Origin of the sequence: Caulobacter sp. AP07 (assembly GCF_000281955.1) — a bacterium.
GTDB lineage: Bacteria > Pseudomonadota > Alphaproteobacteria > Caulobacterales > Caulobacteraceae > Caulobacter.
Genome location: NZ_AKKF01000037.1, coordinates 1 through 25,945, shown reverse-complemented (window position 1 = coordinate 25,945; position 25,945 = coordinate 1). Strand labels below are relative to the sequence as shown.

Annotated in this window: 20 protein-coding genes; 14 read left to right on the top strand and 6 right to left on the bottom strand. The window is 67.1% G+C overall.

What is annotated here, in order from left to right; translation table 11 throughout:
* Window positions 1-331: 331 nt before the first annotated feature.
* The 3 genes from PMI01_RS03445 to PMI01_RS03435 are packed head-to-tail and all read right to left on the bottom strand — an operon-like array spanning window position 332 to window position 3,674.
* On the bottom strand, window positions 332-1,228 hold the full coding sequence (locus tag PMI01_RS03445) for a plasmid partitioning protein RepB C-terminal domain-containing protein (protein ID WP_007663053.1): 897 nt from the start codon (window positions 1,226-1,228) through the stop codon (window positions 332-334).
* A 2-nt stretch (window positions 1,229-1,230) separates the two neighbouring features.
* Window positions 1,231-2,112: a plasmid partitioning protein RepB C-terminal domain-containing protein gene (locus PMI01_RS03440; protein WP_007663040.1), complete on the bottom strand. Its 882-nt coding sequence runs from the start codon at window positions 2,110-2,112 to the stop codon at window positions 1,231-1,233.
* A complete protein-coding gene (locus PMI01_RS03435; RefSeq protein ID WP_007663039.1) occupies window positions 2,109-3,674 on the bottom strand; it encodes a recombinase family protein in 1,566 nt (521 codons plus the stop codon). Before PMI01_RS03435 ends, PMI01_RS03440 begins: the two co-directional genes overlap by 4 nt.
* Before the next feature lie 72 nt (window positions 3,675-3,746).
* Between PMI01_RS03435 and PMI01_RS03430 the strand changes: the two genes are divergently transcribed.
* Together PMI01_RS03430 and PMI01_RS03425 are read left to right on the top strand one after the other, a co-directional pair.
* A complete protein-coding gene (locus PMI01_RS03430) occupies window positions 3,747-4,130 on the top strand; it encodes a hypothetical protein (protein ID WP_007663038.1) in 384 nt (127 codons plus the stop codon).
* A 199-nt stretch (window positions 4,131-4,329) separates the two neighbouring features.
* Window positions 4,330-4,629 carry a helix-turn-helix domain-containing protein gene (locus PMI01_RS03425; protein ID WP_035034305.1) on the top strand — a complete coding sequence of 100 codons (300 nt, stop codon included), beginning with the start codon at window positions 4,330-4,332 and terminating at the stop codon, window positions 4,627-4,629.
* 62 nt (window positions 4,630-4,691) lie between these two features.
* Here the strand turns inward: PMI01_RS03425 and PMI01_RS03420 are convergent, their stop codons facing one another.
* On the bottom strand, window positions 4,692-5,243 hold the full coding sequence (locus PMI01_RS03420; protein WP_081497631.1) for an antitoxin Xre/MbcA/ParS toxin-binding domain-containing protein: 552 nt from the start codon (window positions 5,241-5,243) through the stop codon (window positions 4,692-4,694).
* Between the two features lie 564 nt (window positions 5,244-5,807).
* On the opposite strand from PMI01_RS03420, the gene PMI01_RS25970 reads away from it, so the two are divergent.
* The 6 genes from PMI01_RS25970 (at window position 5,808) to PMI01_RS03390 (ending at window position 17,008) form a co-directional block, all read left to right on the top strand.
* On the top strand, window positions 5,808-11,465 hold the full coding sequence (locus tag PMI01_RS25970) for a M10 family metallopeptidase C-terminal domain-containing protein (RefSeq protein ID WP_007663036.1): 5,658 nt from the start codon (window positions 5,808-5,810) through the stop codon (window positions 11,463-11,465).
* A 112-nt stretch (window positions 11,466-11,577) separates the two neighbouring features.
* The gene (locus tag PMI01_RS03410; protein WP_007663035.1) at window positions 11,578-12,663 is read left to right on the top strand and encodes a toxic anion resistance protein; all 1,086 of its coding nucleotides are present in this window, start codon (window positions 11,578-11,580) and stop codon (window positions 12,661-12,663) included.
* Window positions 12,660-14,219, top strand: coding sequence for a substrate-binding domain-containing protein (locus tag PMI01_RS03405; RefSeq protein WP_007663034.1), 1,560 nt, complete (start codon window positions 12,660-12,662; stop codon window positions 14,217-14,219). Before PMI01_RS03410 ends, PMI01_RS03405 begins: the two co-directional genes overlap by 4 nt.
* Window positions 14,220-14,302: 83 nt before the next feature.
* Entirely contained in the window at window positions 14,303-14,917 is a 615-nt protein-coding gene (locus PMI01_RS03400; RefSeq protein WP_007663033.1) for a 5-bromo-4-chloroindolyl phosphate hydrolysis family protein, read from the top strand.
* Between the two features lie 14 nt (window positions 14,918-14,931).
* Window positions 14,932-16,035 (top strand): hypothetical protein, encoded by a 1,104-nt coding sequence (locus PMI01_RS03395; RefSeq protein ID WP_007663032.1) that lies wholly within the window; start codon window positions 14,932-14,934, stop codon window positions 16,033-16,035.
* 181 nt (window positions 16,036-16,216) lie between these two features.
* Window positions 16,217-17,008, top strand: a complete 792-nt coding sequence (locus tag PMI01_RS03390) for a 3-keto-disaccharide hydrolase (RefSeq protein WP_007663031.1) — start codon at window positions 16,217-16,219, stop codon at window positions 17,006-17,008.
* Here the strand turns inward: PMI01_RS03390 and PMI01_RS03385 are convergent.
* The gene (locus tag PMI01_RS03385; RefSeq protein ID WP_007663030.1) at window positions 17,005-18,018 is read right to left on the bottom strand and encodes a LacI family DNA-binding transcriptional regulator; all 1,014 of its coding nucleotides are present in this window, start codon (window positions 18,016-18,018) and stop codon (window positions 17,005-17,007) included. The genes PMI01_RS03390 and PMI01_RS03385 overlap by 4 nt on opposite strands.
* A 182-nt stretch (window positions 18,019-18,200) precedes the next feature.
* Here PMI01_RS03385 and PMI01_RS03380 point away from each other — a divergent pair, with 182 nt between their 5' ends.
* From PMI01_RS03380 to PMI01_RS03360, 5 genes are read left to right on the top strand one after another with little or no spacing between them, the layout of a single operon-like run.
* On the top strand, window positions 18,201-19,463 hold the full coding sequence (locus PMI01_RS03380) for an MFS transporter (RefSeq protein ID WP_007663029.1): 1,263 nt from the start codon (window positions 18,201-18,203) through the stop codon (window positions 19,461-19,463).
* Between the two features lie 3 nt (window positions 19,464-19,466).
* Complete coding sequence (locus tag PMI01_RS03375; protein WP_007663017.1) at window positions 19,467-20,471, top strand: sugar phosphate isomerase/epimerase family protein; 1,005 nt, start codon at window positions 19,467-19,469, stop codon at window positions 20,469-20,471.
* On the top strand, window positions 20,471-21,613 hold the full coding sequence (locus PMI01_RS03370) for a Gfo/Idh/MocA family protein (RefSeq protein ID WP_007663016.1): 1,143 nt from the start codon (window positions 20,471-20,473) through the stop codon (window positions 21,611-21,613). The genes PMI01_RS03375 and PMI01_RS03370 overlap by 1 nt, the downstream gene beginning before the upstream one ends.
* Complete coding sequence (locus tag PMI01_RS03365; protein ID WP_007663015.1) at window positions 21,610-22,665, top strand: sugar phosphate isomerase/epimerase family protein; 1,056 nt, start codon at window positions 21,610-21,612, stop codon at window positions 22,663-22,665. Before PMI01_RS03370 ends, PMI01_RS03365 begins: the two co-directional genes overlap by 4 nt.
* Window positions 22,666-22,692: 27 nt before the next feature.
* Window positions 22,693-23,055, top strand: a complete 363-nt coding sequence (locus tag PMI01_RS03360; RefSeq protein WP_007663013.1) for a c-type cytochrome — start codon at window positions 22,693-22,695, stop codon at window positions 23,053-23,055.
* A gap of 35 nt (window positions 23,056-23,090) precedes the next feature.
* On the opposite strand, the gene PMI01_RS03355 is transcribed toward PMI01_RS03360, so the two are convergent.
* Window positions 23,091-23,945 carry a 3-keto-disaccharide hydrolase gene (locus PMI01_RS03355; protein ID WP_007663011.1) on the bottom strand — a complete coding sequence of 285 codons (855 nt, stop codon included), beginning with the start codon at window positions 23,943-23,945 and terminating at the stop codon, window positions 23,091-23,093.
* A gap of 176 nt (window positions 23,946-24,121) precedes the next feature.
* Here PMI01_RS03355 and PMI01_RS03350 point away from each other — a divergent pair, with 176 nt between their 5' ends.
* A complete protein-coding gene (locus PMI01_RS03350) occupies window positions 24,122-25,870 on the top strand; it encodes a GMC oxidoreductase (protein ID WP_007663009.1) in 1,749 nt (582 codons plus the stop codon).
* Window positions 25,871-25,945: the final 75 nt, after the last annotated feature.

Here is a 25,945-nt window from a genome sequence, read left to right as displayed (position 1 = left end):
GTGCAGATCATTAGGTCGCAGGGCGAGCCGCTCGTTTTGGTTTCCATAGCGCGCTGGGACGAGTTGAATGCCGCCAATCGACCAGGAGTGCAGCTCTAGGACTTGCCGGTGCAGCAGGTTGGCCTTGGATCTTGGATGGATTGCCGGGCAAGGTGATCAACTTGATTTGCTGGCACGCTGTCCGCGGTCGGGAGGGCGGCCTGCCTGATGACGGCAGGCCTGGCGGGCTTCGGCGGGGTCGCCGCCATTCCCGCCACCGTCATTGATCCGCCCCTCCGGCGGCTTCTCCGACGGTCCCGGCGCTTTCGGGTCCCGGTCCCCATCCTATGGATCACGCCGCGGCCTGGACCTGGTCCAGCGAAGCCGCTGCGACGATCGATCTGAAGGTCTCCAAGATTTCGGCGTGGCGCACGGCCAGGAACCGCTCGACCTCGTGCTTTGAAAGCAGCCGCTCCAAAAAGCCGGCGGCGATCACCAGCAGCAGCATATCATCGCCGTAGGAGGCTTCGAGCTCTTTGTAGTCGTGGCTGACCGAGGCCATCTCGCGCTCAAGCCGCGCCATCTGCTCAGTGTTGAGGCCCGTGGCCCTCTTCAGATCCTCGGGATGGTGAAGGTCCACGGATTTTGTCGTCGCCAGCAGCGCCTTGGCGTAATTGGCGCTGTAGTTGTTGGCCGAGACCATCAACTCGGCGACCTCTAGCTGACGGATCGGCTTCATCTTCCGCAGCTTCGTGAAGGTGTGGGTCCCTACCGGCTTGTCCTTCAGAAGTTCGGCGACGTCGGCGCTGATGCCATTGAGCAGATGGCGTCGCTGGCGGATCACTCCGACATCGACGTTCAGCGCCCTGGCCAGCTTCTCCTCAGAGACGCCGCGTTCGAGGGCTCGGACGATCATGTAGTGCTCTTGGATCGTCGCCAGGCGGTTGACCCGCTTGTTGTAGGTGAACCCTTCATCGTCCGACGCGATCAGGCAGCGCGCTTCGCTAGAACCCTGATCGCGCATGGCGCTGAAGCGCACATGGCCATCCAGGAGAAGGTAGGGCCCGCCGCCCTTCGGCCGTGAGACGACAAGGGGTTCAACCAAGCCCAGCTGCGCGACGGATGCAGCGATGCGCCGATACTTCGCGGACTCCTTGACTGCGGGCGGCAACATTTTGGAGGGCAGGATGTCATTGAGCGCCAAGATCACGATCTGCTTTTCGAACGCGATCTTGACCTGGTCACCCATCCTCAGCCCCGATCGTATCCGATGCGCTCAGCCAGCGCGGTGGGCACCGAGCCAACGCCTTCGGCCCTCATCAAGGTGACGAAGTGATCGTCAGCCAGCAGACGCTTCAGCGCATTGGTCACGAACATCAAGCGGCTCTGTGTGAGCGAGGCGCGCTTCACGAGCTGCCGCTGCCGATCGGTTTCGCGCTGATAGGCACGGATCAAAGCCTCGGAAGTCACCCGGCCCTTTGGACGGTGAGGGCCATTGCGGTGATGTAGGCCTTTGCCACTGGCGTTGCGTTGTTCGATGATTTGCCGGATCGCCAGCACCTGGTTTCCGGGGATCGCTTTCTCTTCGTAGGCCTTGGCAAGCGCCTGCTGGACTTCGCCCTCTTTGGCCTTGGCGATCTCCATCGCGACGGTGTGGGGGATGACGCCGCGCTCGACGGCGTTGATCAGCTTTTCCTCGCCGTTCTCGAGGAGATAGCAAATCGCGTAGACGTATTCGGGACTGAAATCGACCTTGCCGGCGATCTCCTGGTAGCTGTAACCACGCTCGCGCAGGGCGCCGATCGAGCGGACGAGCTCCAGCGGCGTCTGCTGCCGGCGGGCTAGGTTCTCCACCAGGCTCATCACGAAGCAGTCGTCCTCGCTGGCTTCGATTATGATGGCTGGAATCTCGGGCTGGCCCAGGGCCATGAAGGCTTCTAGGCGTCCTTGCCCGCAGACCAGGTCGTAGCGTTGCTTGCCGGGCCGCTGGCTGACCGTGATCGGTTTCTTGAGCCCCAGGTGCGCGATGCTGGTCACCAGCTCTTGGAAGATCCGGCGATTACGAATTCGAGGGTTGATGACCGTGATAGCGTCCACCGGCACCATCCGAACGTCGGGCGCTGTCTGGGTCATGCGGCACGCAGCGCCGTCCGCCGTGTGAGGTCGACGAAGCCGTCGAGATCATCAAAGCGGTATGCGTCCAGTCCGATGTGATTGTCGGGCGCCAGCTTGAGGTTTGCCGCAGCGCCCAGGTCGATCCAGGGCAGCAAGTAGTAGTCGCGAACCGTGGCGTTGTCGGAGGTCATCCTGGCGGCGATCGTGATGTCCGGCCTCAGGCCCTGGTCCAACCGTACTTTCCAGCGAAGGCTGCCGGCCGGCGTCAGGTGACATCGCACGATCACGAGCGACGCGGTGAACTCGTCATTGATGTGCAGCAAGTCGGTGTGTTGATCGCGTTCAACACTGGCGCCCGCGCTCCGAATGTCCGCGATAATGCCGGCGACGACATCGGGGTGGAGGGCCCGCAGCGCGCGGTTGGTCTCGACGTACCGATAGTCCCGCGCCGGGGAAAAGCCGACCAGCTGGTAGGCGCGAAGCAAGCTGCCGAACCGGTGCCGGAACGTCGAACTGGACGGCATGTCCTCGATCTCGTCGATCACCAGACCCGAGAGCCAGCCTCGCTGGCTTAACAGTGACGAAAGCCGCTCCAGTAACTGTTCGTCGGTGAAGCGCCGGCTGCGATCGAAGATGATCCGTTGCGCAGCCTCGAAGAAATCTGGATCGACGATCCCTTCGAACGCGCCATCAGCGCGCACCCACATGTCCGGATCGTTGGTGACCCGCTTAGCCTTCAGCTTGAAGGAGACGCGATTGTAGACGTTGTTGCCGATGTACTTTTCGTTGGTCAGCACCTGGTGGACGACACCTCGTGTCCAGGGGCGCCCCAGATCGGTGACGAGACCCTCGGTGTTGAGCTGCGCGGCGATCTCGGTTTCTGATCGCCGCTGCAGCACGAACATTCGATAGAGCCGGCGCACAACCTCGACCTCGGCCGGTGGACCGGGCTGTAGAATGACGCGGTCGGTCTGCAGGCTCTTATGCTCGCCGCGGGAGAGTTCCGCCTTGGGCGCGCGATGTTCGTCAACAAGCTGGCGGCGGAGTCCGTAGCCCGCCGGCCCACCCTGCCGGAATCCTAGAGTGATAAGACGGCATTGGCCGCTGAACACTTTGACCGACAGCTCGCGGCTATACTCGCCAGCCATCGCCCGCTTCATGCTCTTGATGATCGTCGAGCTCAGGCTCCCGTCGTTCTCGAACTGCTCGGCGCAGTAGTGGACGGAGATACCTGCTTCACGGCAAACGTACTCATAGAAGCCGCTTTCATCGGCGTCCTGGAAGCGGCCCCATCGGCTGACGTCGTAGACCAGGATCGCTTCGAAGTCGGCCAAGCCCGCGCGGACGTCCGCGATCAGTTTTTGAAGCGCCTGGCGGCCGTCAAGGCGTAGCCCACTCTTTCCCTCATCAGCATAGGTACGGACAATTTCGAAGCCGCGCCGTCCAGCGTATTGAGCAATAGCGTCTTCCTGGTTGGAAGTGCTGTACCGTTGGTGCTCGGTCGACATGCGCACGTACTGCGCCGCGCGGATGATTTTCCGCTCAGATCCGACATCCGTTGCGGGAGAAGCCACGATCATCGTCAACGCCGATTGCTGTCGGACAGGGGCCAGTAAGTCTCATGGCGTCGAGGTTAGACGAGGGATTTAGGAATGTCTTTTCCCAAGAACGACCGAAATTTTCGGTCAGAATCCGGAAAAACTTTTCACGTCGAAAGCGTCGTGGACGACCCGCCGTTCAGCGATGCGATCGCCGCGGCCATGCTAATCGAATGGGGCCAAACCCCTTCGGCGCTTAAGGAAATTGGCCGTATCACCCGCACCAACCAGCGGACGGTGCGCAACTGGGTCGACGGCCGCAACGGCCCAAGCGGCGAAAACCTCGTGGCCCTGATGCGCTGCTCCGACGAAGTGCTGACCACAGTGCTGGCGCTTTGCGGGCGCCATGATCTCGTGCCAGCCTCCAGCATCATGAGCTTGCGACCAGCACTGGTCCGCGCCGTCAACGCCATCGATCGGTGCCAGGGGCGAGGGTGACGTTGCCTGCAACAAAGCCGCCCTTGATAGGCGCCATAGTCCTCCCACCTTGAGCGCTTGGCCGCATGGTCTTCTTCACGGTTTGATTGACCAAACTACGGCAACGCCGTACCTTCAACCCATGGACAAGCCCGCCACACTGTCGTCGAGCTTCGGGCCCTCCATCGGCGAGCGAAGGCCGAGGGCAGGAGGTAAGCGGATGACGAAGAAGAATTTCGGGCGGATAATGGAAGGCCTTGGTGAGGCGCTGGAAGTTGCCGAGGGCCGCGCTAAGGCAGGGAGCTTTCGCGTTCACGTTCCTGCGGAGGTGGATGTCCAGGCCGTCCGTAAGCGGCTGGGCCTGAGCCAAAGCCAGTTTGCTGCTCGGTTCGGGTTTTCCGCGTCAGCGGTGGCGGATTGGGAGCAACGGCGCCGTAGGCCCGAGGCGGCGGCCAGAACCCTTTTGATGGTGATCGCTCGCGAGCCCGAGGCCGTAGAACGGGCGCTCACGGCGCCATGACGGATGGCGCAAGCGCGATGCTCTAGTTTACGCCATCGGCGTCCTTTATGATCACTGGCGCGTCACCCATAGGCCCCGCTTTGGATCCGGGCCAGGGTGTCGGACACGAGAGCCTGCCCTTCCATGGTGTCCATATAATCCAATGGCGTCGCTCCACCGAGAGCTGGCACAGGCTCTCTGAGCCAACGGGACGTCCACGCCCGCGCGTCGAATCCTTCGACTTCCTCCATGCCTTGGGCCATGGCCTCCACCTGGCCCACTAGCTTCGCCAAGCCGAGCATCCGCTCGCCCTCGTCAGAACGCAGCACTGCGTCGGCCGTGGCCTTGCGGTTGGTCATCGAAATGGGAATATGCAGGGCCTTGTAGGTCAAAGCTACCGGCATATCTAAGTCGTCTACTATTCGCTTTGCCAGCGAGGCCTTGATTCCAGCCCTAATGATCCAGAGTCTATCTTCGGCGGATGCGTGGTAAATTGCGAGATAGTTCAGATCGGAGAGGTCGAACTTGTCTATACTGGTGGAGTTGCCTGTAACAAAGCCGCCCTTGACGGGCGTCCTGGTCCTCCCTCCTTGAGCGCTTGGACCCTTGGACGTGGATTTGCCGGTAGACGTCATGACGGCCCCTTCGGGCGATAACATAGCGTGTCCGGGCCCTCAGCTCGATGCTTTAGTTCACGCCATCGGCCATCTGCACGTCTACTGACGCTCCGGGCCAACGTCCAGAACGGCGCCTTTTTCAGCTTGGGCCAGTGTTAAGTTGTCGACCCCGGGGTTTGGGCCAGCGTTAAGTTGGGAAGCCCAAGTTGGCGAAATACGCCCATTCCATTAGATCAATAGCTTAGCCGGTCGGTCTTAAGTGGGCCCGACACGAGATTTGCGGACGGCCTGAAGTTGGATCGGTCGCGACACGGCCGATCTTGAGCTGGCGCCGCAGGTTGTGAAAATGCCCTTCTGAGGGATTTCAACGCCCTAGCCGACCCGCGTCGCGTTCGTCCCGCAACCGCGCTCGGATTGCGTGACTTCGCCACCTGTCTTTCGTAATGATCGAGTGGCGTCGGGACCAGGATATCTCCCTAAAACGATCCGAGGACTCTCGACGCCGTATCGCCGATCTGGAGTCACCATGCGTCCTGTCAGCCAAGCCCAGACACTTTGCGCCGGTCTCGAAGGATCGCGATCGTGAACGGGGATCAACGCGGACCGGTCGCGCCGGACAATGCGGGGTCGCTGACCATCACGGACGCTGGCGCCCAGCTGACCCGGTCGGACCTCAACTGGTCGCCGGGCGGAATCCTGGGAACCGCCGCGACGGTGACGATCGGCTTTCGATCGACCGCGCCCGCGAGCCTGCCGACGGGCGTGACCGACTTCGTCCGGTTCAGCGCCGCTCAGATCGCCGCGACCGAGCTGGCCCTGCAAGCCTGGTCCGACGTCGCCAACATCACCTTCACGCGAGTCGGCGCCGGGACCACGGGCGAAGGCGCCTATACCGACTCGGCGACGCTGCTGTTCGGCGGCTACACCGGCGGCGCGTCGGGCGACGCGGGCCTGGCCTTCGGACCGGCCAATGCGTCGGCCGATTCCAGCGCCGGCGACGTGTGGATCAACGCCTCGCTGGCGACCAACACCACGCCGGTGATGAACCGTGCCGGCCAGTTCGAACTGGTGCGCGACATCGCCCGGGCCATCGGCCTGGAATCGCCCGGCGACTATCCCGCCGGACCCCTGACCTACGCCGCCAACGCCGCCTATAACGAAGACACGCTCCAGTACACCGTGATGAGTCCGTTCAGCGCCAACAGCGCCGGCGGTAACCTCAGCGGATACGCCGCGGCGCCGCAGCTCGACGACATCGCCGCCGCCCAGCGCCTGTACGGCGCCAACCTGACCACCCGGACCGGAGACACGGTCTACGGCTTCAATTCCACCGCCGACCGGCCGTGGTTCAGCATCGCGAACGCCAGCGCGACCGCGGTCTTCGCCGTTTGGGACGCGGGCGGCTCCGATACGCTGGATTTCTCGGGCTACGGTCAGCAACAGGTCATCGACCTGCGGCAGGGAGCCTTTTCCAATGTCGGCGGCGCGACGGGCAACGTCGCCATCGCGCTGGGCGCGGTGATCGAGAACGTGATCGGCGGGTCCGGATCCGACACCATCTACGGCAACGCCGCCGATAACCGCATCGCCACCGGTGGCGGGGCCGACAGGATCGATGGCGGCCTGGGCGTCGACACGGTGGTCTTCAGCGGCGCCAGGTCCGCCTATTCGATCTTTACATTCAGCGACTCCGTCTCGGTCGCCGGCGACGGAACCCCCGGGGTCGTCAGCCTGACCAATGTCGAGTTCCTGCAGTTCAGCGACCAGACTGTCGCGTTCACGGCGACGCCGACGGCGATCCAGAACGGCGACGTCACCGACAACGTCATCAACGGCGGCGTCATCAACGGCGGCGTCAACCTAAGCACGCTGAACGGGTTCGGTGGCGACGACGTGCTGAACGGTCAAGGCGGGGCCGACATCCTCAACGGCGGCGCGGGCAACGACACCCTCCACGGCGGCGGCGGCGGCGATCGCCTGATCGGCGGCCTGGGCGACGACGCCCTGTTCGGCGATGACGGCGTCGACAGCGCCGACTATTCGACCGCGCCGGCCGGCGTCACCGTCAGCCTGGCCATCACCGGCCCGCAGGACACCATCGCGGCGGGGACGGACACCCTGACGAGCATCGAGGCGCTGGGCGGCTCGATCTACAACGACCACCTGACCGGCGGCGTCAACGCCGACGTGCTGCGCGGCGGCGGCGGGTCCGACATCCTGAACGGTGGGGCTGGCGACGATCAGCTGTTCGCCGGGGCGCCGGTCGAGACCGGCGGCGCGCCCGACCTGACAAAATCCAGTAGCCTGCAGGCCACCTCGTTCGCCACGGCCTTTTCGGTGGACGGCGCGTTCGACCGGGCTCCGTCCATCTTCATCGCCAACGACATCACCGTGCCGCACGCCACGGTGCGCTTCACGCCCTCGGCCGCGGGCCGCGAATATACCAGCTTCACGGTCACTGCCGGCGCGACGGCGGTGTTCAATCTCCGCAACATCACCACCTTCACGCCGGCGCTCAAGATCCTGCGCGCGGATGGCGGCCAGGTCGCCGCGTTTGGCGGTATCTCGAGCGGCGAGGTGGCCAGCTACACCTTCGCCGACGCCGGGACCTACTATCTCGAGGTCGGGGACCGGGCGAGCGATGGGGCGGGCGGCTTCACCGTTCAGCCGCTCACGCTCACCTCACGCACCTACACCCTGGACGTGTCGATCAGCGACCACGCGGTCACGCCGGTCACCCTGGTGGGATCGACCCTGAACGGCGAGGACGGCAATGACGTCCTGACCGGCAGCAAGGGACCCGACACGCTGAACGGCGGGGCCGGCGACGATCGGTTGATCAGCGGCGGCGGCGGCGACACGATCGATGGCGGCGCGGGGTCCAACGTGGCAGTGTTCGCCGGCGCCCGGTCGGCGTTCACGATCACCTACGGCGACACGATCAGCGTCAGCCGGGTCGACGGCGTCTCCACGGTGACCCATGTCGATCGGCTGGAATTCAGCGACATCACCATCAAGCTCGGCGGCGCGGGCGCCGCGCACATGGTCGGAACGCCCGGGGCCGACACGCTGACCGGAACCCCCGACCACGACACCATCGAGGGCCTGGCCGGCGACGACATCCTCGCGGGCCTGGGCGGCGACGATACGCTGGAAGGCGGCGACGGCGCCGACACCCTGCGGGGCGGCGCTGGAGCCGACAACCTGTATGGCGGCCTGGGTTTCGACACCGCCGTCTATGACGACCCGGCGGGCGGTGGCGGCCTGTTGATCGACATGGTCTATGCCACCGCCTCCACCGGCGACGCGACGGGCGACGTGTTCGTCAACATCGAGCAGGTGATCGGAACCTCGGGCGCGGACTCCATTCGCGGGACCGACGGCGCCGAAACCTTGTCCGGTCTGGGCGGCGACGACGCGCTGGTGGGCCGTCGCGGAGCCGACGCGCTGATCGGCGGCGACGGCTACGACACCGCCTACTATTACGACTTCACCGGCAACGCCATCATCGACATGCTGAACCCCGGCGCGAGCAAGGGCGAGGCGGCCGGCGACACCTTCTCGAGCATCGAGCGCGTGATCGCGGTGGGCAATGCCAGCTTTTCGTTCTTCGGCACGGCCGCAACCGAGACCTTTGTCGGCTCGACCGCCAACGACTTCTTCGTGGGGCGCGGCGGCGGCGACACCTTCATCGGCGGCGCCGGCAACGACACCGTCACCTTCGACGCCCTCCCCGGCGGCGGTGGCCTGACGATCAATCTGGCCGACTCCAGCCTCAGCACCGGCGACGCCGCCAACGTCACCCTGATCGACATACAGATCGTTGTAGGCTCGGCCGGCGGCGACACCTTCCGCGGCACATCCGGCGCGGATCCGGATTTGCAGGGCGCGGGAGGCGACGACATCTTCTACGGCAGCGCCGGCGCGGATCTGATGCGAGGCGACGCGGGTACGGACACGCTCTACTACGCCTCGACCGCCGGGGTCGCCCGAACGATCGCGGACATGTATTCGGGCGCGGCCAACACGGGCCAGGCGGCGGGCGACGTCATCCTTTCCATGGAGCGCATGATCGCGCTGGACGACGGCGACTTCTCGTTCCTGGGCGACGGCTTCGCCAACACCCTGAGCGGGTTGGGCGGCGCGGACCAGTTCACCGGCCGAGGCGGCAACGACGTCATCGACGGCGGCGACGGCGACGACATCGCCTTCTTCTCCGGCGCGAGGGCGGGCTACACCATCACCACGACGAACGGGGTGACGACGGTTTCGGGCGGCAGCGACGGAACCGACACCTTGACCCATGTCGAGCGGTTGCAGTTCTCCGACGCCATCGTCGTGTTGGACGCGCCGCCGCCCGTGACGGGCACGCCGGGTCCTGACACGCTCAATGGCACGAGCAGCGCCAACATCATCGACGGCCTGGCGGGCGACGACATCATCCATGGCCTGGGCGGCGACGACACGCTGTATGGCAATGACGGCCAGGACGCGGTGTACGGCGACGCCGGCGCCGACATCCTCTATGGCGACGCCGGCGACGACCAGCTCTTCGGTGGGACCGAGGGCGACACTCTGTTCGGCGGGGCCGGCTTCGACACGGCCAACTACCAGGCTCTGCCGGGCGGCGGCGGTCTGCTGATCGACATGCTGTACGGCGCCTATGGCACCGGCGAAGCGCAAGGCGACAGCTTCCAGTCGATCGAACGGGTGATCGGCACCACCGGCGACGACTCGATCCGCGGCACGAACTACGCCGAGACGCTGGTGGGCGGCGATGGCGACGATCAACTGATTGGCAAGTTGGGCGCCGACACGCTGATCGGCGGCGCGGGCTTCGACATCGCCCTGTATTTCGGGACTAGCTTCGTGCCTACGGTCATCGACATGCTCAATCCAGGCCTGGGAACCTTCGAGGGCGCCGGCGACACCTACCAGGGCATCGAAGCGGTGATGGGGTTGGGCGCGTTCAACTTCTCGTTCTTCGGCACGACGGGAACCGAGACCCTGATCGGCAGCGACGGGGCCGACACCTTCAACGGACGTGGCGGCGGCGACACGTTCATCGGCGGCGCCGGCGACGACACCATCAACTTCAACGCTCCGGCTGGAGGCGGCGGCCTGATCATCGATCTCGCCAACAGCCAGTTGAGCACTGGCGACGCGTTCGGCGTGACGATGATTGGCATCGAGACGATCGTCGCGACGTCCGGCGCGGACGTCATGCGTGGTACGACGGGCGTCGAAACCTTGTCAGGCGGCGACGGGGACGACGACCTGTCAGGCGCGGGCGGGGCCGACGACCTGATCGGCGGCGACGGCTTCGACACCGCGTCCTATCACTCGACGGTCGGCCTGGCCCGAACGGTGATCGATATCCGCAACAGCGGGCTCGGCACGGGGGAAGGCGCTGGCGACAGCTTCAACAGCATCGAACGAGTCATGGCCCGCGACGACGGCGACTTTACCTTCAGGGGCGGGATCGGCTCCTTTTACCGGATCCTGTTCGTGGGCGCGGGCGGCCAGGACCTGTTCTACGCCCAGGGCGCTAAGGACACCTTCGACGGCGGCGCGGGAATCGACACCGTCCATTTCGAGACCCTCCTGCCCGGCAGCCCGGCCAACGGCGGTGGCCTGCGCATCGACATGATGTCGCCGACCGCCAGCAACGGCGTGGCGCTTGGCGTCACGCTGCTCAACATCGAGGGCGTGGTGTCGACCGTGGGCCACGATCAGGTCTTCGGCGACAACGCCGCCAACACCCTGGACGGGTCACTGGGCAACGACGAGCTGACCGGGCGCGGCGGCGCCGATTTCCTGGTCGGCGGCGACGGCTTCGACATCGCCCTCTACGATACGCTGCCGGGCGGCGGCGGCCTGACCATCGACATGCTGGTGCCAGGCATCGCCACCGGCGACGCCCTTGGCGACACCTTCGACAGCGTCGAGCGCATCCAGGCCACCAGCGGCGCGGATATCGTGCTCGGCTCGGTCTGGGGCGACCAGCTGTTCGGCGGCGACGGCGACGACATCCTGGCCGGCCGGCAAGGAGACGACTTCCTCAACGGCCAGAACGGCTTCGACACCGCCTATTTCGACGGCGCCTTCGCCGACTACGCGGTCACGCGCCAGGGCGAGTACCTCGTCGTGACCAGCGCCCTGGAAGGCACGGACGTCCTGCTGGGCATCGAGGCCCTGACCTTCTCGGACCAGACCATCGCGAGCAGCTGGTTCCTCTAGGCGTCTTGCGTTCCGGACGCTCCCGTCTCCCGCCGCTTCGAGCTGTAATAAAACTGTCACTCGTCTTGCGTGCAACGCTCCGCATACTTCCTGTCGGGTTTGGGAGGCAGGAATGAGCGAGATCGACAAGACGGCTCAGGCGATGGCGCCGATCATCGCGCCGGCCGACGGCGGCAAGGTGGCGGCGATCCAGGCGACCATCGACATCGCCGACACCGCCCAGATCACCGCCTTCGGCGAGCGCGCCCAGCAGCAGGTGGCCGGGTTCGCCGACCGGATCCTGGAGCAGACCCGCAACCGCGAACTGGGCGACACGGGCGAGCTGCTCAGCGACATCATCGCCAAGGCCAAGGGCCTGGACCCCGCCGACCTGCAGAACGCCGGCTTCCTGACGCGGCTGTTCGGCGGCCTGCGCCGGCGACTGCACCGCTTCACCTCCAAGTTCGAGACGGTGGCGGCCCAGATCGACCGCATCACCGTCGAACTGGAGAAGCGGGTCGACCGCCTGCGCCGCGATGTCACCATGCTGGACGGCCTGCACGACCAGACCCGCGACTCGATCGGCGACCTCGACGCCTACATCGCCGCCGGCAAGGCCTTTGCCCGGGAATTCCAGAAGGGCCCGCTGGCCGAGCTGGAAACCAAGGCCAAGGCCACGGGTTCCGACGGCGGCAGCCAGGATCTGATGGCGGCCCAGGCCTATCAGGACGCCGTCCAGGCGCTGGACCGGCTGGAAAAGCGCGTGCTGTACCTGCAGCAGGCCCGCCAGATCGCCATCCAGCAGCTGCCGCAGATCCGCATCGTCCAGAACGGCGACGCCACCCTGATCGAGAGCCTGGCGGCGTCGATCAACCTCACCGTCCCGGCCTGGAAGCAGAAGATGGTGCTGCTGCTGGGCCTGACCCGCCAGCGCGAGGCCCTGGCCCTGCAGAAGACGGTCACCGACACCACCAACGAGATGCTGCGCCAGGCCTCGGACATGATGAAGACCCAGGCCATCGACATCGAGACCCAGTCGCAGCGCGGCATCGTCGACATCGAAACCCTGCAGAAGACCAACCAGGACCTGATCGACACCATTTCCGGCGTGCTGCAGGTCCAAGCCGAGGGCCGCAAGAAGCGCGAACTGGTCGAGATCGAGATGGACCGCCAGACCGACGCCCTGAAGAAGGCGCTGTCGCAGGGGCCCGCCCGGTGAGGCGGCTGGCCGTCCTGGCGGTCGCCGTCCTGGCCGGGCTGCTGGCCGGCTGCGGATCGCGGGCGCCGGACTTCCACATCGTCGCCGGCTCGGAGCAGAAGTCGCTGGAGCCCCTGGTTCAGGCGTTCTGCAAGCGCCAGCACGTCAAGTGCCAGATCGACTACAAGGGCTCGCTCGACATCGGCCTGATGCTGGCCAATGACGCGCCGCCCGAGGTGGACGCGGTCTGGCCGGCCTCCAGCCTGTGGATCGAGCTCTACGACACCCACCGCCGCGTCAAGGACCTGAAGTCCATCGACACCACGCCGGTGATCCTCGGGGTCCGGGCCAGCAAGGCCCGCAAGCTGGGCTGGGTGGGCAAGCCGGTGCGGATGGACGACATCCTCCAGGCGGTCCAGGCCGGCAAGCTGTCGTTCCTGATGACCTCGGCCACCCAGTCCAATTCCGGCGCGGCGGCCTATCTGGCCATGCTGGCGGCGGCCTTCGGCGACGGCTCGCGGCTGGATCCGGCAGCGCTCGACGACCCGGCGGCGCGGGCCAAGGTCAAGGCCCTGCTGAAGGGCGTGGCGCGCTCCTCCGGTTCCTCGGGCTGGCTGAAGGACCTCTATCTGGAGACCGCCCGGGCCGGGAAGCCCTACGACGCCATGTGGAACTACGAGGCGGTGCTGAAGGAGACCAACGACGCCCTGCGCCAGGACGGCGGCGAGCTGCTGTACGCCGTCTACCCCGCCGAGGGCGTCGCCTATGCCGATGCGCCGCTGGGCTATGTCGAACGCGGCCAGGACAAGAAGGCCCGGGCCTTCTTCGACGCCCTGCAAACCTATCTGCTAAGCGCCGAGGCCCAGACCCGCATCGCCGCCGACGGTCGCCGCACCGCCCCCGGCATGGCCGCGCCGGCCCGCGCCGAACCGGACTGGAATTTCGACCCCTCGCGCGTCGTGCCGTCCATCGCCCTGCCGGAACCGCCGGTCATCTCCCGGGCCCTGACCCTCTATCAGGAGGTGCTGCGCCGCCCGTCCCTCACCGCCCTGTGCCTGGATTTCTCCGGCTCGATGGACGGCGAGGGCGAGGCCCAGTTGAAGACCGCCATGCGGACCCTGCTCACCCCCGCCGAAGCCTCCAAGTCGCTGATCCAGTGGTCTCCGGCCGATCGCATCATCGTCATCCCCTTTGACGACGGTCCGCGAAAGACCTTCGAAGGCGACGGCGGTCCCGCCTCCCAGGCCCGGCTGCTCGCCGCGATCGAGGCCGAAAGCTCAGGCGGCGGCACCGACATGTACGCCTGCGCCAACGCCGCCTTCGCCGCCATGCAACCCTATCTCGACAAGGGCTACCTGCCGGCGGTGGTGCTGATGACCGACGGCGAGTCGGACCATGCCGAAGGCTTCGACGCCGTCTGGCGGCGGGGCGGCCACGACCTGCCCGTGTTCGGCGTGACCTTCGGCGACGCCAACAAGGATCAGCTGGATCGGGTGGCGAAACTGACCCGGGCGCGGGTGTTCGACGGCGGCAAGAACCTGACGGAAGCGTTCCGATCCGCCAGGGGCTATAACTGAGCCGGTTCGATGAGGGGCGCGGCGGTTTTGCGGGTGGATGCGCGGTTGGTTGAGCGGCCTGGCCTTGTCCCGGAGTCGTGCTGATGGGGCGGGGAACCGCGACCCTGCTGGCGGCGGTGGCGGCGGCCCTGGCCCTGCCGCTGCTGGCGCTGGGCCTGAACCTGCCGTGGTGGTTGGCCCTGGTGGTCGCCGTGGCGGTGTTCGGCGGGATCTGGCTGGTGCTGAAGCCGGGCGGCGGCCTGGGGCCCGGGCTCACCGACGAGGCGGTCCTGGACGCGCGGAGCGCCACGGCCCAGGGCCTGTTGCTCGAAGCCGCCAACGCCATCGACCGCCTGCGCAAGGCCCGTCGCGAGATCAAGGACGCCCCCATGCGCACCGAGATCGCCCACCTGCTGGAGGTCGGCGACAAGGTGGTGCGCGAGGTGCGCGAGGATCCGAACCGCGCCATGGCCGTGCGCCGCCTGCTGACCTTCTACCTGCCCAACGCCGCCAGCGTCGCCGACGGCTGGCGCACGCTGGAAGCCCGGGCGGTTCCTTCCACCGAGCGCATGACCCAGACCCGCGAGGTGATGGGCGGGCTGTCCCAGGCCTTCGCCAAATATGCCGACGACGTTGCCGAACCCGAACTGCAGACGCTCGACCTGGACCTGAAGGTGTTGAAGGACGCCCTCAAGGCCGATCTGAGCAACACCCCGTGAAGGAGACCTGAGGCATGGCCATGAGCAGGCGGGCGATGGCGGGGCTGGGCGTCCTGGGGGTCAGCGCGGCGGTCACCGGCGGGGTGGTGCTGTTTCGCGACCGGCCCGAGGTTCGCGGGGCGCTGGGCGATGTCGACCTGGTCAAGGGCTATGCCGGCGGCGAGAAGATCGGCTTCATCCAGAACCCCCGCACCGTCGCCGCCCTCAAGCAGCACGGCCTGGCCCTGGCGGCCGAACGCGCCGGTTCGGTGGAACAGGTCCGCGACCCGACCCTGCTGGCCGCCAAGCCGCAGTTCCTGTGGCCCAGCTCCAGCCCGCTGGTCGACCTGGCCCGTCGCCAGGTCAAGATCCTCAAGGACGAGGTGATCTTCAACTCGCCCATCGTCATCTATTCCTGGGCCCCGATCGCCGAGGGCCTGGTCCGCGCCGGCCTGGCGACCAAGGAGGGCGCCCATTACTATATCGACGCCCGGGGCCTGATCGACGCCGTCCTGGCCCGCCGATCCTGGAGCGAGCTGGGCCAGCCCGACCTCTACGGCCGGGTGCGGCTGATCGCGTCGGACCCCAACAAGTCCAACTCAGGGTTCATGTTCGCCGGCCTGGCCGCCAACCTGCTGGCCGGCGACGTCGCCACCGCCGACACCCTGCCGGCGATCCTGCCCAAGCTGGTCGACCTGTTCCGGGGCATGGGCTTCAAGTCCAGTTCTTCCGGCAAGGTGTTCGACGACTACGTGGCCGGCGGTCCGGGCGCCCAGCCGATGGTGGTCGGCTACGAGAACCAGCTGGTCGAATGGATCCTGGCCGATAAGGAGCGCTGGAAGCGCATCGCCGGCGCCGCCGGGCCGGCCAAGCCGGTGGCCCTCTATCCCAGGCCGACGGTCTATTCCGCCCACCCCCTGATCGCCCTGGACCCGCACGCCTTGCCGCTGATCGACGCCCTGATGGCGCGGCCGCTGCAGGAGATCGGCTGGCGCGACCACGGCTTTCGCGGGCCGCTCGGCGCGGTCGGGGCCGAGACCGATCCGATGATCGCCGGCCGCATGCCGGCCCAGATCGCCGCCGTCGCGCCGATGCCCGACATCGAAGTCATGCTGAGTATTCTCAAGGCCCTGGTCTGAACGCCGGAATGGTACGGGACGAGCACCTTCCGGCCCGCCGCGGTCGACATGAAGTGAGAAGACAGCGCGCGTCGCCGCGACGGGCTGGGGACGATCGCCTGACCTTGAGCGTCAACGCCCCCTAGGAGACGTTGAGTTGGTCCCATAGTGTCGGCGTCTCGCTGTGGAGTGACGAACGGAAATGAAGCTGAAGCGCGCCATTCTCCCATCCGTGATGCTTGGCCTTGGCGGGCTGTTGGCGGGATCGCTGGCCCTGGCCCAGACCCGGCCGGAGGACACCGAGGTCTGGAAGCCCGCCCCGGCGGTGGTCCCCCCGGCGAGCCAGGCCGGCGGCGCGCCGTCGGACGCCATCGTGCTGTTCGATGGCCATGACCAGGACGAATGGGTCTCGACCCAGGACAAGTCGCCGGCCGGCTGGACCGTCGTGGACGGCGTGCTGACCGTGAACAAGGCGCGCGGGAACATCGAGACCAGGCGAAGCTTCCGGGACTACCAGCTGCATCTGGAATGGCGGATCCCGGCGGATATCGCCGGGACGGGACAGGCGCGGGGCAACAGCGGCGTCTTCCTGGCGTCCACCGGCCCCGGCGACCGGGGCTACGAGCTGCAAATTCTCGATTCGCATGACAATCCGACCTATGTGAACGGCCAGGCCGCCAGTCTCTACAAGCAGCATCCGCCCCTGGCGAACGCCAGCCGCAAGCCGGGGGAGTGGCAGACCTATGACGTGGTCTGGAGGGCGCCGGTGTTCGGCGCGGACGGCGCGCTGGTCTCGCCCGCCACGGCGACCGTGCTCCACAACGGCGTGCTGGTGCAGGACAACGCGGTCCTGGCCGGCGAGACCGTGTACGTCGGCAAGCCCGCTTATCGGCCCCACGGGCCGGCGCCGATCAAGCTTCAGGCCCATGGCGACCCCAGCGCGCCGATCAGCTTCCGCGACATCTGGGTCCGCGAACTGCCGCCGCGGGGTTAACCCGGGCCGGGCGGCGGGGCCGTGCTCGATCGGACGACGAGGCGGTGGGGCAGGGTGACGTTCTGCAGGGCGCCGGCGCGGTCCGCCAGGATGTCGAGCAGCAGCCGGACGACCTCGTGGCCGATCTGCTCCATCGGCTGGCTGACCGTGGTCAGCTGCGGATTCAGGTACTGGGCGAAGCGGATGTCGTCGAAGCCGACCAGCGAGACATCCTGAGGGCAGCGCAGGCCCCGCTGGCGGATCGCCTCGAGCGCGCCCATCGCCATCTCGTCGCTGAAGCAGAAGACGGCCGTCGGCCGGCCGGGCTCGTCGAGCAGTTCGCCGGTCCGGCGCACGCCGGACTCGATGGAGAAGTCGCCGATGGCGATGCGCAGGGCGCTGGCCCGGCCATGGCGCTGGGCCGCCGCCAGCACGCCGGCCAGGCGGTCGCTGCTGATCGGACTGACCAGCGGGCCGGTCACCACCCCGACGCGGGTGTGTCCCAGGCCGTAGAGGTGCTCCATGACCTCGGCGGCGGCGCCCTCGTTGTCGATGTGGGCGCTGGACACCGCCAGGCCCGGGCGAAATTCACATCCGTTGACGATGGGCGTTCGCGGTCCCTTGGCGGCGACGATCTCGGCTAGGGTGTCGGGAAGCCGGTGTCCCAGGAAGATCAGGCCATCGGCCTCCTTGCGCCGGAACATCGCCGCATACTGTTCCTCGCGCGCTTCCTCGTGACGCGTGTCGCCCAGCAGAACGGAGTAGCCGGCCGCCATCGCCGCTTCCTCCACCCCTCGAATGACCTGCGAGAAGAAGGGGTTGGAGATGTCCGGCACGGTGACGAGGATCTTCTCGGTTCTCAGGGTTCGCAGGCTCTTGGCCGCGAAGTTCGGCTCGTAGCCTAGGCGGGCGACCGCCTCGATCACCTTCTTGCGGGTCGCTTCCAGCACCAGTTCGGGCGCGCTGAACACTCGCGAAACCGTCGCCGTCGAGACACCTGCGTCGCGCGCAACTTCTTGAATGGTGGCCATCGGCGCGACACTGGCGGCATGCCGCCCCCTTTGCAAGGCGCAGCTGTGGAGCGCCTCTCCGTCGTTAGACGGTTGCCGCTTCGGCGGACCCCTGTTATCGATGATTTCGATTACATTGGAGCGGTCGAGACCCAAACGGGTCGAAAACGGCCGCCTATGCTGGTCGGGGAGGGCCAGGACACATGAAGACGAGCTTCCGACTCTTCCTGATGATGGTGCTGCAGCTGGCGATCTGGGGCGCCTGGGCGCCGAAGATATTCCCCTACATGGGCATGCTGGGCTTCGCGCCCTGGCAGCAATCGCTGGTCGGCAGCGCCTGGGGCGTGGCCGCGCTGGTCGGCATCTTCTTCTCGAACCAGTTCGCGGACCGCAATTTCGCGGCCGAGCGCTTCCTGGCGGTCAGCCACCTGATCGGCGGCCTGGCCCTGGTCGGGGTGGCGTTTTCGACCAGTTTCTGGCCGTTCTTCGCCTGCTACCTGCTCTTCAGCCTGCTCTACGTGCCGACCCTGTCGGTGACCAACTCGATCGCCTTCGCCAACCTGCGCGATCCGGCGGCCGACTTCGGCGCGGTGCGGATGGGCGGCACGGTCGGCTGGGTGCTGGTCAGCTGGCCCTTCGTCTTCCTGCTGGGCGCCCACGCCACGGCCGAGCAGGTGCGGTGGATCTTCCTGGTCGCGGCGATCATCTCCTTCGCCTTCGCCGGCTACGCCCTGACCCTGCCGCACACGCCGGCCCGCAAGGACGCGGCGGGCATCGACAAGCTGGCCTGGCGGCGGGCCTTCAAGCTGCTGGCCGCGCCGTTCGTGCTGGTGCTGTTCATCGTCACCTTCATCGATTCCGTGATCCACAACGGCTATTTCGTCATGGCGGACGCCTTCCTGACCAACCGGGTCGGGATCGCCGGCAATCTCAGCATGGTGGTGCTGAGCCTGGGCCAGGTGGCCGAGATCCTGACCATGTTCCTGCTGGGCCGCGTGCTGGTGCGGCTGGGATGGAAGGTCACCATGATGGTCGGCGTGCTGGGCCACGCCGCGCGCTTCGCGGTCTTCGCCTTCTTCGCCGACAGCATCCCGGTGATCGTGGCCGTGCAGCTGCTGCACGGGATCTGCTACGCCTTCTTCTTCGCCACGGTTTACATCTTCGTCGACGCGGTCTTCCCCAAGGATGTCCGCTCCAGCGCCCAAGGGCTGTTCAACCTGCTGATCCTGGGCGTCGGCAATGTGGTGGCCAGCTTCCTGTTCCCCACTCTGATCGGCCGCCTGACCCACGCCGGGGCCGATGGGATCGCGACGGTCGACTATACCCGCCTGTTCATGGTTCCCACCGGCTTGGCCCTGGCGGCGGTGGTTCTGCTGGCCGTGTTCTTCAAGCCGCCGACGCGAGGTCCGGTCGCAGAAACCGACGAAGCCGCGCCCACCGGCGCGACCAGCCCGGCCCAGGCCTGACCCATGCCCATTCAGAAAGAGGAAAGCCTCGTGCGCTCAACAGCTCTCAAGAACCCGGCCGCCGGCGCCGACCTTTCGCGGCGCGGCCTTCTGGCCGCCGGCGCCGCCGCTCTGGGCGCGGCCTATGCCGGCGTCGCCAGCGCGGCCGGGAAGTCGTTCTTCCAGCGTCGCGACCTGCCGCTCGGCATCCAGCTCTACACCCTGGGTCCGGACCTTCAGAAGGAGCTGGACGCTCAGCTCGCCACGGTGGCCAAGATCGGCTTCAAGTCGGTGGAACTGGCCGGCTATCTGGGCCGCACGCCGGCCGAGCTGCGCGCCGCCTTCGACCGCGCGGGCCTGGTCTGCCCCAGCGCCCACATCTCGCCCAAGAGCGCCAACGGCCCCAGCTTCAGCGGCGATCTCGCCAAGCTGGCCGACGAGCTGCACGTGATCGGCGTGACGTCGGCGATCATGCCGATCCTCTACATCCCCGATCGCTTCAGCGGCGCCGATCTGCGCCAGGCCGGCGCACAGATGACGGCCGACGACTGGAAGTGGAACGCCGACTTCCTCAACGCCAAGGCCGCCGTGCTGAAGAAGGCCGGCATCGTGACGGGCTACCACAACCACAATTTCGAGTTCGCGCCGCTGAAGGACACCAAGGGGGGCGACACCAACGGCATGGACATCCTGCTGAAGGGCACGGACCCGAACCTGGTCACCTTCGAGATGGACGCGGGCTGGGTCACGGCGGCCGGGCACGACCCGTTCGCCATGCTGAAAAAGCACTCGGGGCGGTTCACCCAGATGCACGTCAAGGACATCAAGGCCAGCACCAAGCCCAACTTCGTGCTGCAGCAGGATCCGACCGAGGTCGGCGGCGGCATGATCAACTGGCCCAAGCTGTTGCCGGCCGCCTACGCCGCCGGGGTCCGGCGTTTCTTCGTCGAGCAGGAGCCGCCGTTCGCCCATAGCCGGCTGGAGTCGGCCAAGATCAGCTTCGACTACCTGGCGGGCGTCGCGGCCTGATGAGCGGTCGGACACCCCTGCGGTTGGCCATGGTCGGCGGCGGCCCCGGCTCGTTCATCGGACCGGTGCACCGGATGGCCGCCGAGCTGGATGGCCGTATCCGGTTGACGGCGGGCGTGTTCAGCCGCGATCCCGAGAAGAACGCCCAGGCCGCCGACGGCTGGGGCGTGCCGCGCGACCGGGTCTATCCGGATCATCACACGATGATCGAGGCCGAGCGGGCGCGCGGCGACGGGGTCGATCTCGTCGCGGTGGTGACGCCCAACCATCTGCATTTCGACGTCGCCGCCGCTGCGCTGCGTGGCGGCCTGCACGTGATGAGCGACAAGCCCGCGACCCTGAACCTGGGGCAGGCCCGGGACCTGGCCGACATCGTCGCCGCGTCCGGCAAGCTGTATGGCCTGACCTATACCTATACGGGCTATCCGATGGTCCGCGAGGCGCGGGAGATCGTGGCGCGCGGCGACCTGGGCCCAGTGCGCAAGGTCGTCGTCGAATATTCGCAAGGCTGGCTGTCGCGACCGCTGGAGCGGGAAGGCAACAAGCAGGCGGACTGGCGCGCCGATCCGGCCCAGTCGGGCGTCGGCGGCTGCATCGGCGACATCGGCGTGCACGCCTTCAACATCGCCGAGTTCATCACGGGCAGCCGCGTGGAGCGCCTTTGCGCCGACGTCGCCACCGTGGTTCCTGGCCGTAATCTGGACGACGACTGCAACGTGCTGCTGCGGTTCGAGGGCGGCGCGCGCGGCGTGCTGATCGCCTCGCAGATCTCGGCGGGCGCGCGCAATGGGCTGAAGATCAGCGTCTATGGCGAGAAGGGCGGCCTGACCTGGTCGCATGAGCGCCATACGGAGTTGACCCTGGACTGGCTCGATGGGCCCAGTCAGGTGCTGCATGCCGGCTCGGCCTATCTGGGCGCGGGCGCCCACGCCGCCACGCGGCTGCCGACCGGCCATCCCGAAGGCTTCATCGAGGCCTTCGCCAACCTCTATCGCGACTTCGCCGACGCCATTCAGGGGCGTGACGGCGGGCTCGTGCCCGACATCGGGGAAGGCGTGCGCGGCATGGCCTTCGTCGAGCGCGCCGTGGCCGCCAGCCTGGCGGACGCGGGCTGGGTGGCGCTGGAAGGAGAGGGGCGATGAAGACGCTCAAGGGACCGGGCATTTTTCTCGCGCAGTTCATCGGCGCCGAGCCGCCGTTCAACCGGCTGGAGACGATGGCCGCCTGGGTCGCCGATCTCGGCTATGTCGGCGTGCAGATGCCGACCGGCGGCGCGGATTCGTTCTTCGACCTGGCGCTGGCCGCGGAAAGTCAGACCTATTGCGACGACATCGCCGGCCTGCTGGCCAGCCATGGTTTGCAGATCACCGAGCTGTCGACCCATCTGCAGGGGCAGCTGGTGGCCGTCCATCCGGCCTATGACGAGCTGTTCGACGGCTTCGCGCCGCCCGAACTTCGCGGCAAGCCCAGCGAGCGCCAGGCCTGGGCGGTGGGGCAGCTGAAGGCCGCCGCCGTCGCCAGCCGGCGGCTGGGCCTGAACGCCCACGCCACCTTCTCGGGCGCCCTGGCCTGGCCGTATTTCTACCCCTGGCCGCAGCGACCGGCGGGTCTGGTCGAGGAAGCCTTCGCCGAACTCGGCCGCCGCTGGCGTCCGATCCTCGACGCCTTCGAGCAGGAGGGCGTCGATGTCTGCTACGAAATCCATCCGGGCGAAGACCTGCACGACGGGGCCAGCTTCGAGCGTTTCCTGGACGAGGTCGACGGCCACGCCCGGGCCAACATCCTCTACGACCCCAGCCACTTCGTGCTGCAGCAGTTGGACTACCTCGGCTATATCGACCGCTACCACGAGCGGATCCGCGCCTTCCACGTCAAGGACGCCGAGTTCCGGCCGTCGGCCCGGTCCGGCGTCTATGGCGGCTACCAGGGCTGGGTCGACCGTCCCGGCCGGTTCCGCTCGCTGGGCGACGGCCAGGTGGACTTCAAGGCGATCTTCTCGAAGCTGGCCCAGTACGACTATCCCGGCTGGGCGGTGCTCGAATGGGAATGCGCCCTGAAACATCCCGAGCAGGGCGCCCGCGAAGGCGCGCCGTTCATTCGCGACCACATCATCCAGGTGACCGACCGGGCGTTCGACGACTTCGCCGGCAGCGCCCCCGACGCCGACCGCAACCGACGGCTCCTGGGCCTCTGAAGCATTACCTCCGAGGGAGATCACTTGATGAAGTTCCAGTTCATGCTCGCCGCCGTTCTGGTCGCCACGGCGACCAGCGCCGCCGCCGCGCCGTCCCCCGGACAGGCCGTGTTCGAGCAGCGCTGTTCGGTCTGCCATTCCGTCCAGCCGGCCCCGGGCAAGATGGGTCCGCCCCTGGCCGGGGTCGCCGGCCGCAAGGCGGGCACGGCCGGCGGCTACGCCTACAGCAGCGCGCTGAAGGCCTCGGGCGTCACCTGGACCCCCGAGGCGCTCGACACCTTCCTGAAGGGACCGGGGAAGATGGTTCCCGGCACCAAGATGCTGATCGGGGCGCCGGACGCGACGCAACGCGCCGCCGTGGTCCAGTATCTGGGCTCCCTCAAGAAATAGCCTCGAGGGAGCCCCCCAAGGGACCCGCGGCCGCCTCAGTGCGCCGTCAGTTCCTGGATCTCGATGTCCTTGAACGCGATCGGGTGGCCCTCGCTCTGCAGGGCGATATAGCCCTCGGTCACCGGCTGCGCGCCCTTGGCAAGGATGTAGGGCTTGGCCCCGCCGGCGACCGTGTCGTCGGGGTCCAGGGCCACGTCCGCATAGTGGTGGACGGCCACGCCGTTGATCTTCTCGGTGATCGCGCCGCTGGGCAGGACTTCCAGCTCGGCCTTGACCCAGGTTCCGTTGGGGATCGTCGGGGCGTTGGCCGGCGGCGTGCAGTGCTCTTTGACCTTGGCGCCGTCGATGGTGATGGTGGTGCCCGGCGTGCAGACCGCGCCGGTGGGGCGGGGCGCATCGCCTTCCTTGCCCAGCAACTGGAACTCGACCGAGACGGGGAAGGGCTGCTCCACCGTCATGCTCTCCGGGCTCTGGCTGGCGAACATGATCCCGCTGTTGCTGCGCGCCCAGACGGGCGTGTCCGGCAGGCCGCCCTCGGGCAGGAAGCGGTAGGTCAGGCGCAGCCTGTAGGCCTTGAAGGGGGTCTTGTAGAACAGGTGCCCGAACTGGCCGTCGAGCTTTTCATAGCCGGCATAGGAAACCCGGATCGCGCCGTGGTCGACCACGAAGGTCTGGCGGTAGTTTTCCCCGGCCGGATGCTTGGCGATCTTCGGCGTCCAGCCGTTCAGGGTGCGCCCGTCGAAGATCGAGCGCCACGGCCCGGCCTTCACCGTCTCGGCGTTGGCTTGCGGACCGGCCAACAGCGCCAGGCCGCCGAGCAGCGCCCCCATTCTGACAAGGCCCATCATGGGCGCGCGGCGCGCGCGAACGAACTGGCTCAGCTGGATCATGGTTTTCCGTCTTCCTCCCTGGCTCGACGATTTTGCAGCAGATTAGCGAGCTTTCTTGCAATGTAACCCATTTCATGGAAGCTTCCAGGCCAACAATGAAGGGTTCCCCGAGGGCGATGCGTCCCGCTGCGAAGCAGCGGCGCCGTACCACCGGGCGCGCCAAACGGGGAGAAAACATGGCCAACCTCAATGGTCGCGCGCGCCAAGAGAACACCTACGACGCGATCGTCGTGGGCAGCGGCATAACCGGTGGCTGGGCGGCCAAGGAGCTGACCCAGAAGGGCCTGAAGACGCTGGTGCTCGAGCGCGGCCCGATGGTGCGCCACCTGGAGGACTATCCCACCGCCGTCATGGACCCCTGGCAGACCAAGTACCCGCGAGGGCAGCTGCCGTCGGACGAGCTGAACGCTCACTATCCGGTGCAGCAGCGCACCGGCTACACGCTGACGGAATACACCAAGCACTTCTTCGTCCGCGACGACCAGAACCCCTATACCGAGGAAAGCCGCTACGACTGGATCCGCGGCTATCAGGTGGGCGGGCGGTCGTTGACCTGGGGGCGCCAGAGCTATCGCCACAGCCCCATCGACTTCGAGGCCAACGCCCGCGACGGCATAGGCGTCGACTGGCCGATCCGCTACGAGGAACTCGCGCCCTGGTACGACCATGTCGAGCGGTTCATCGGGGTCTCGGGCCAGCGCGAGGGCCTGGCCCAGCTCCCCGACGGCCAATACCAGCCGCCGATGGAGATGAACTGCGTCGAGAAGGCCTTCAAGGCCAAGTCCGAGGCGCGATTCCCCGAGCGGCGGATCACCATGGGCCGGACCGCGCACCTGACCGAGCCCACCGAGGAGCAGCTCAGCCTCGGCCGGACCAAGTGCCAGTACCGCAACATGTGCATCCGCGGCTGCCCGTTCGGCGGCTACTACAGCTCCAACTCCGGAGGGCTCGTGGCGGCCGAGCGCACCGGCAACCTGGTGATCCGCCCGGGCTCGATCGTCACCTCGCTGATCTATGACGAGAAGGCTGGCAAGGCGACCGGCGTGCGCATCCTCGACGCGACGACGCGCCAGGAGGAGGAGTTCTACGCCGACGTCGTGTTCCTGTGCGCCTCGGCCTTCAACTCGGCCTGGATCATGATGAACTCGACCAGTTCGCGGTTCCCGAACGGCTTCGGCAACGGCAGTGACCAGCTGGGCCGCAACGTCATGGACCATCACCTGGGCGTCGGGGCCAGCGCGGAAGCGCCCGAGTTCGCCGAGATGTACTATTCGGGCCGCCGGCCGAACGGGATCTATGTGCCGCGTTTCCGCAACCTGGGCGACGCGGCCACCAAGCGTAGCGACTACCTGCGCGGCTTCGGCTACCAGGGCGGCGCCAGCCGGCCCGGATGGGACCGCGACCTCAACAGGCGCGGTCCTGACGGCAGCGGCTTCGGGGCGGCGCGCAAGGCCGCCCTCAGCCAGCCCGGACCATGGACCATGGGGCTGGGCGGGTTCGGCGAGATCCTGCCCTACGAAGACAACCGGATCACCCTGAACCACGACAAGAAGGACGAGTTCGGCCTGCCGACCCTGTCGATGAACGTCACGATCCGCGAGAACGAACTGGCCATGCGCCGCGACATGCAGGCCGCGGCCGTGGAGATGCTGGAGGCGGCGGGCTTCAAGAACGTTCGTGGACGCGACGACGGCTATGCGCCGGGGCTGGGCATCCACGAGATGGGCACGGCGCGCATGGGCCGGGATCCGAAGACCTCGGTGCTCAACGCCCACAACCAGGTTCATGAGTGCAAGAACGTCTATGTCACCGACGGCGCGGCGATGACCTCGGCGTCCTGCGTGAACCCGTCCCTGACCTATATGGCGCTGACCGCCAGGGCCTGCGACCATGCCGTCCAGGCGCGCAAGAGGGGTGATCTCTGATGCTGAGCCGACGCGATGCGATCCGCGGCCTGACCCTGACGATCGGGGTGGCGGCGACCGGCTGGGGCGGACGAG

Bases quoted from the DNA above. Each gene is read 5' to 3' on its own strand.
- PMI01_RS03445 (WP_007663053.1), bottom strand. From the start codon at position 1,228: ATGGGTGACCAGGTCAAGATCGCGTTCGAAAAGCAGATCGTGATCTTG.
- PMI01_RS03440 (WP_007663040.1), bottom strand. From the start codon at position 2,112: ATGACCCAGACAGCGCCCGACGTTCGGATGGTGCCGGTGGACGCTATC.
- PMI01_RS03360 (WP_007663013.1), top strand. From the start codon at position 22,693: ATGAAGTTCCAGTTCATGCTCGCCGCCGTTCTGGTCGCCACGGCGACC.
- PMI01_RS03420 (WP_081497631.1), bottom strand. From the start codon at position 5,243: ATGACGTCTACCGGCAAATCCACGTCCAAGGGTCCAAGCGCTCAAGGA.
- PMI01_RS03375 (WP_007663017.1), top strand. From the start codon at position 19,467: ATGCCCATTCAGAAAGAGGAAAGCCTCGTGCGCTCAACAGCTCTCAAG.
- PMI01_RS03355 (WP_007663011.1), bottom strand. From the start codon at position 23,945: ATGATCCAGCTGAGCCAGTTCGTTCGCGCGCGCCGCGCGCCCATGATG.
- PMI01_RS03435 (WP_007663039.1), bottom strand. From the start codon at position 3,674: ATGATCGTGGCTTCTCCCGCAACGGATGTCGGATCTGAGCGGAAAATC.
- PMI01_RS03400 (WP_007663033.1), top strand. From the start codon at position 14,303: ATGGGGCGGGGAACCGCGACCCTGCTGGCGGCGGTGGCGGCGGCCCTG.
- PMI01_RS03370 (WP_007663016.1), top strand. From the start codon at position 20,471: ATGAGCGGTCGGACACCCCTGCGGTTGGCCATGGTCGGCGGCGGCCCC.
- PMI01_RS03385 (WP_007663030.1), bottom strand. From the start codon at position 18,018: ATGGCCACCATTCAAGAAGTTGCGCGCGACGCAGGTGTCTCGACGGCG.
- PMI01_RS03390 (WP_007663031.1), top strand. From the start codon at position 16,217: ATGAAGCTGAAGCGCGCCATTCTCCCATCCGTGATGCTTGGCCTTGGC.
- PMI01_RS03365 (WP_007663015.1), top strand. From the start codon at position 21,610: ATGAAGACGCTCAAGGGACCGGGCATTTTTCTCGCGCAGTTCATCGGC.
- PMI01_RS03430 (WP_007663038.1), top strand. From the start codon at position 3,747: ATGTCTTTTCCCAAGAACGACCGAAATTTTCGGTCAGAATCCGGAAAA.
- PMI01_RS03410 (WP_007663035.1), top strand. From the start codon at position 11,578: ATGAGCGAGATCGACAAGACGGCTCAGGCGATGGCGCCGATCATCGCG.
- PMI01_RS03380 (WP_007663029.1), top strand. From the start codon at position 18,201: ATGAAGACGAGCTTCCGACTCTTCCTGATGATGGTGCTGCAGCTGGCG.
- PMI01_RS03350 (WP_007663009.1), top strand. From the start codon at position 24,122: ATGGCCAACCTCAATGGTCGCGCGCGCCAAGAGAACACCTACGACGCG.
- PMI01_RS03425 (WP_035034305.1), top strand. From the start codon at position 4,330: ATGACGAAGAAGAATTTCGGGCGGATAATGGAAGGCCTTGGTGAGGCG.
- PMI01_RS03395 (WP_007663032.1), top strand. From the start codon at position 14,932: ATGGCCATGAGCAGGCGGGCGATGGCGGGGCTGGGCGTCCTGGGGGTC.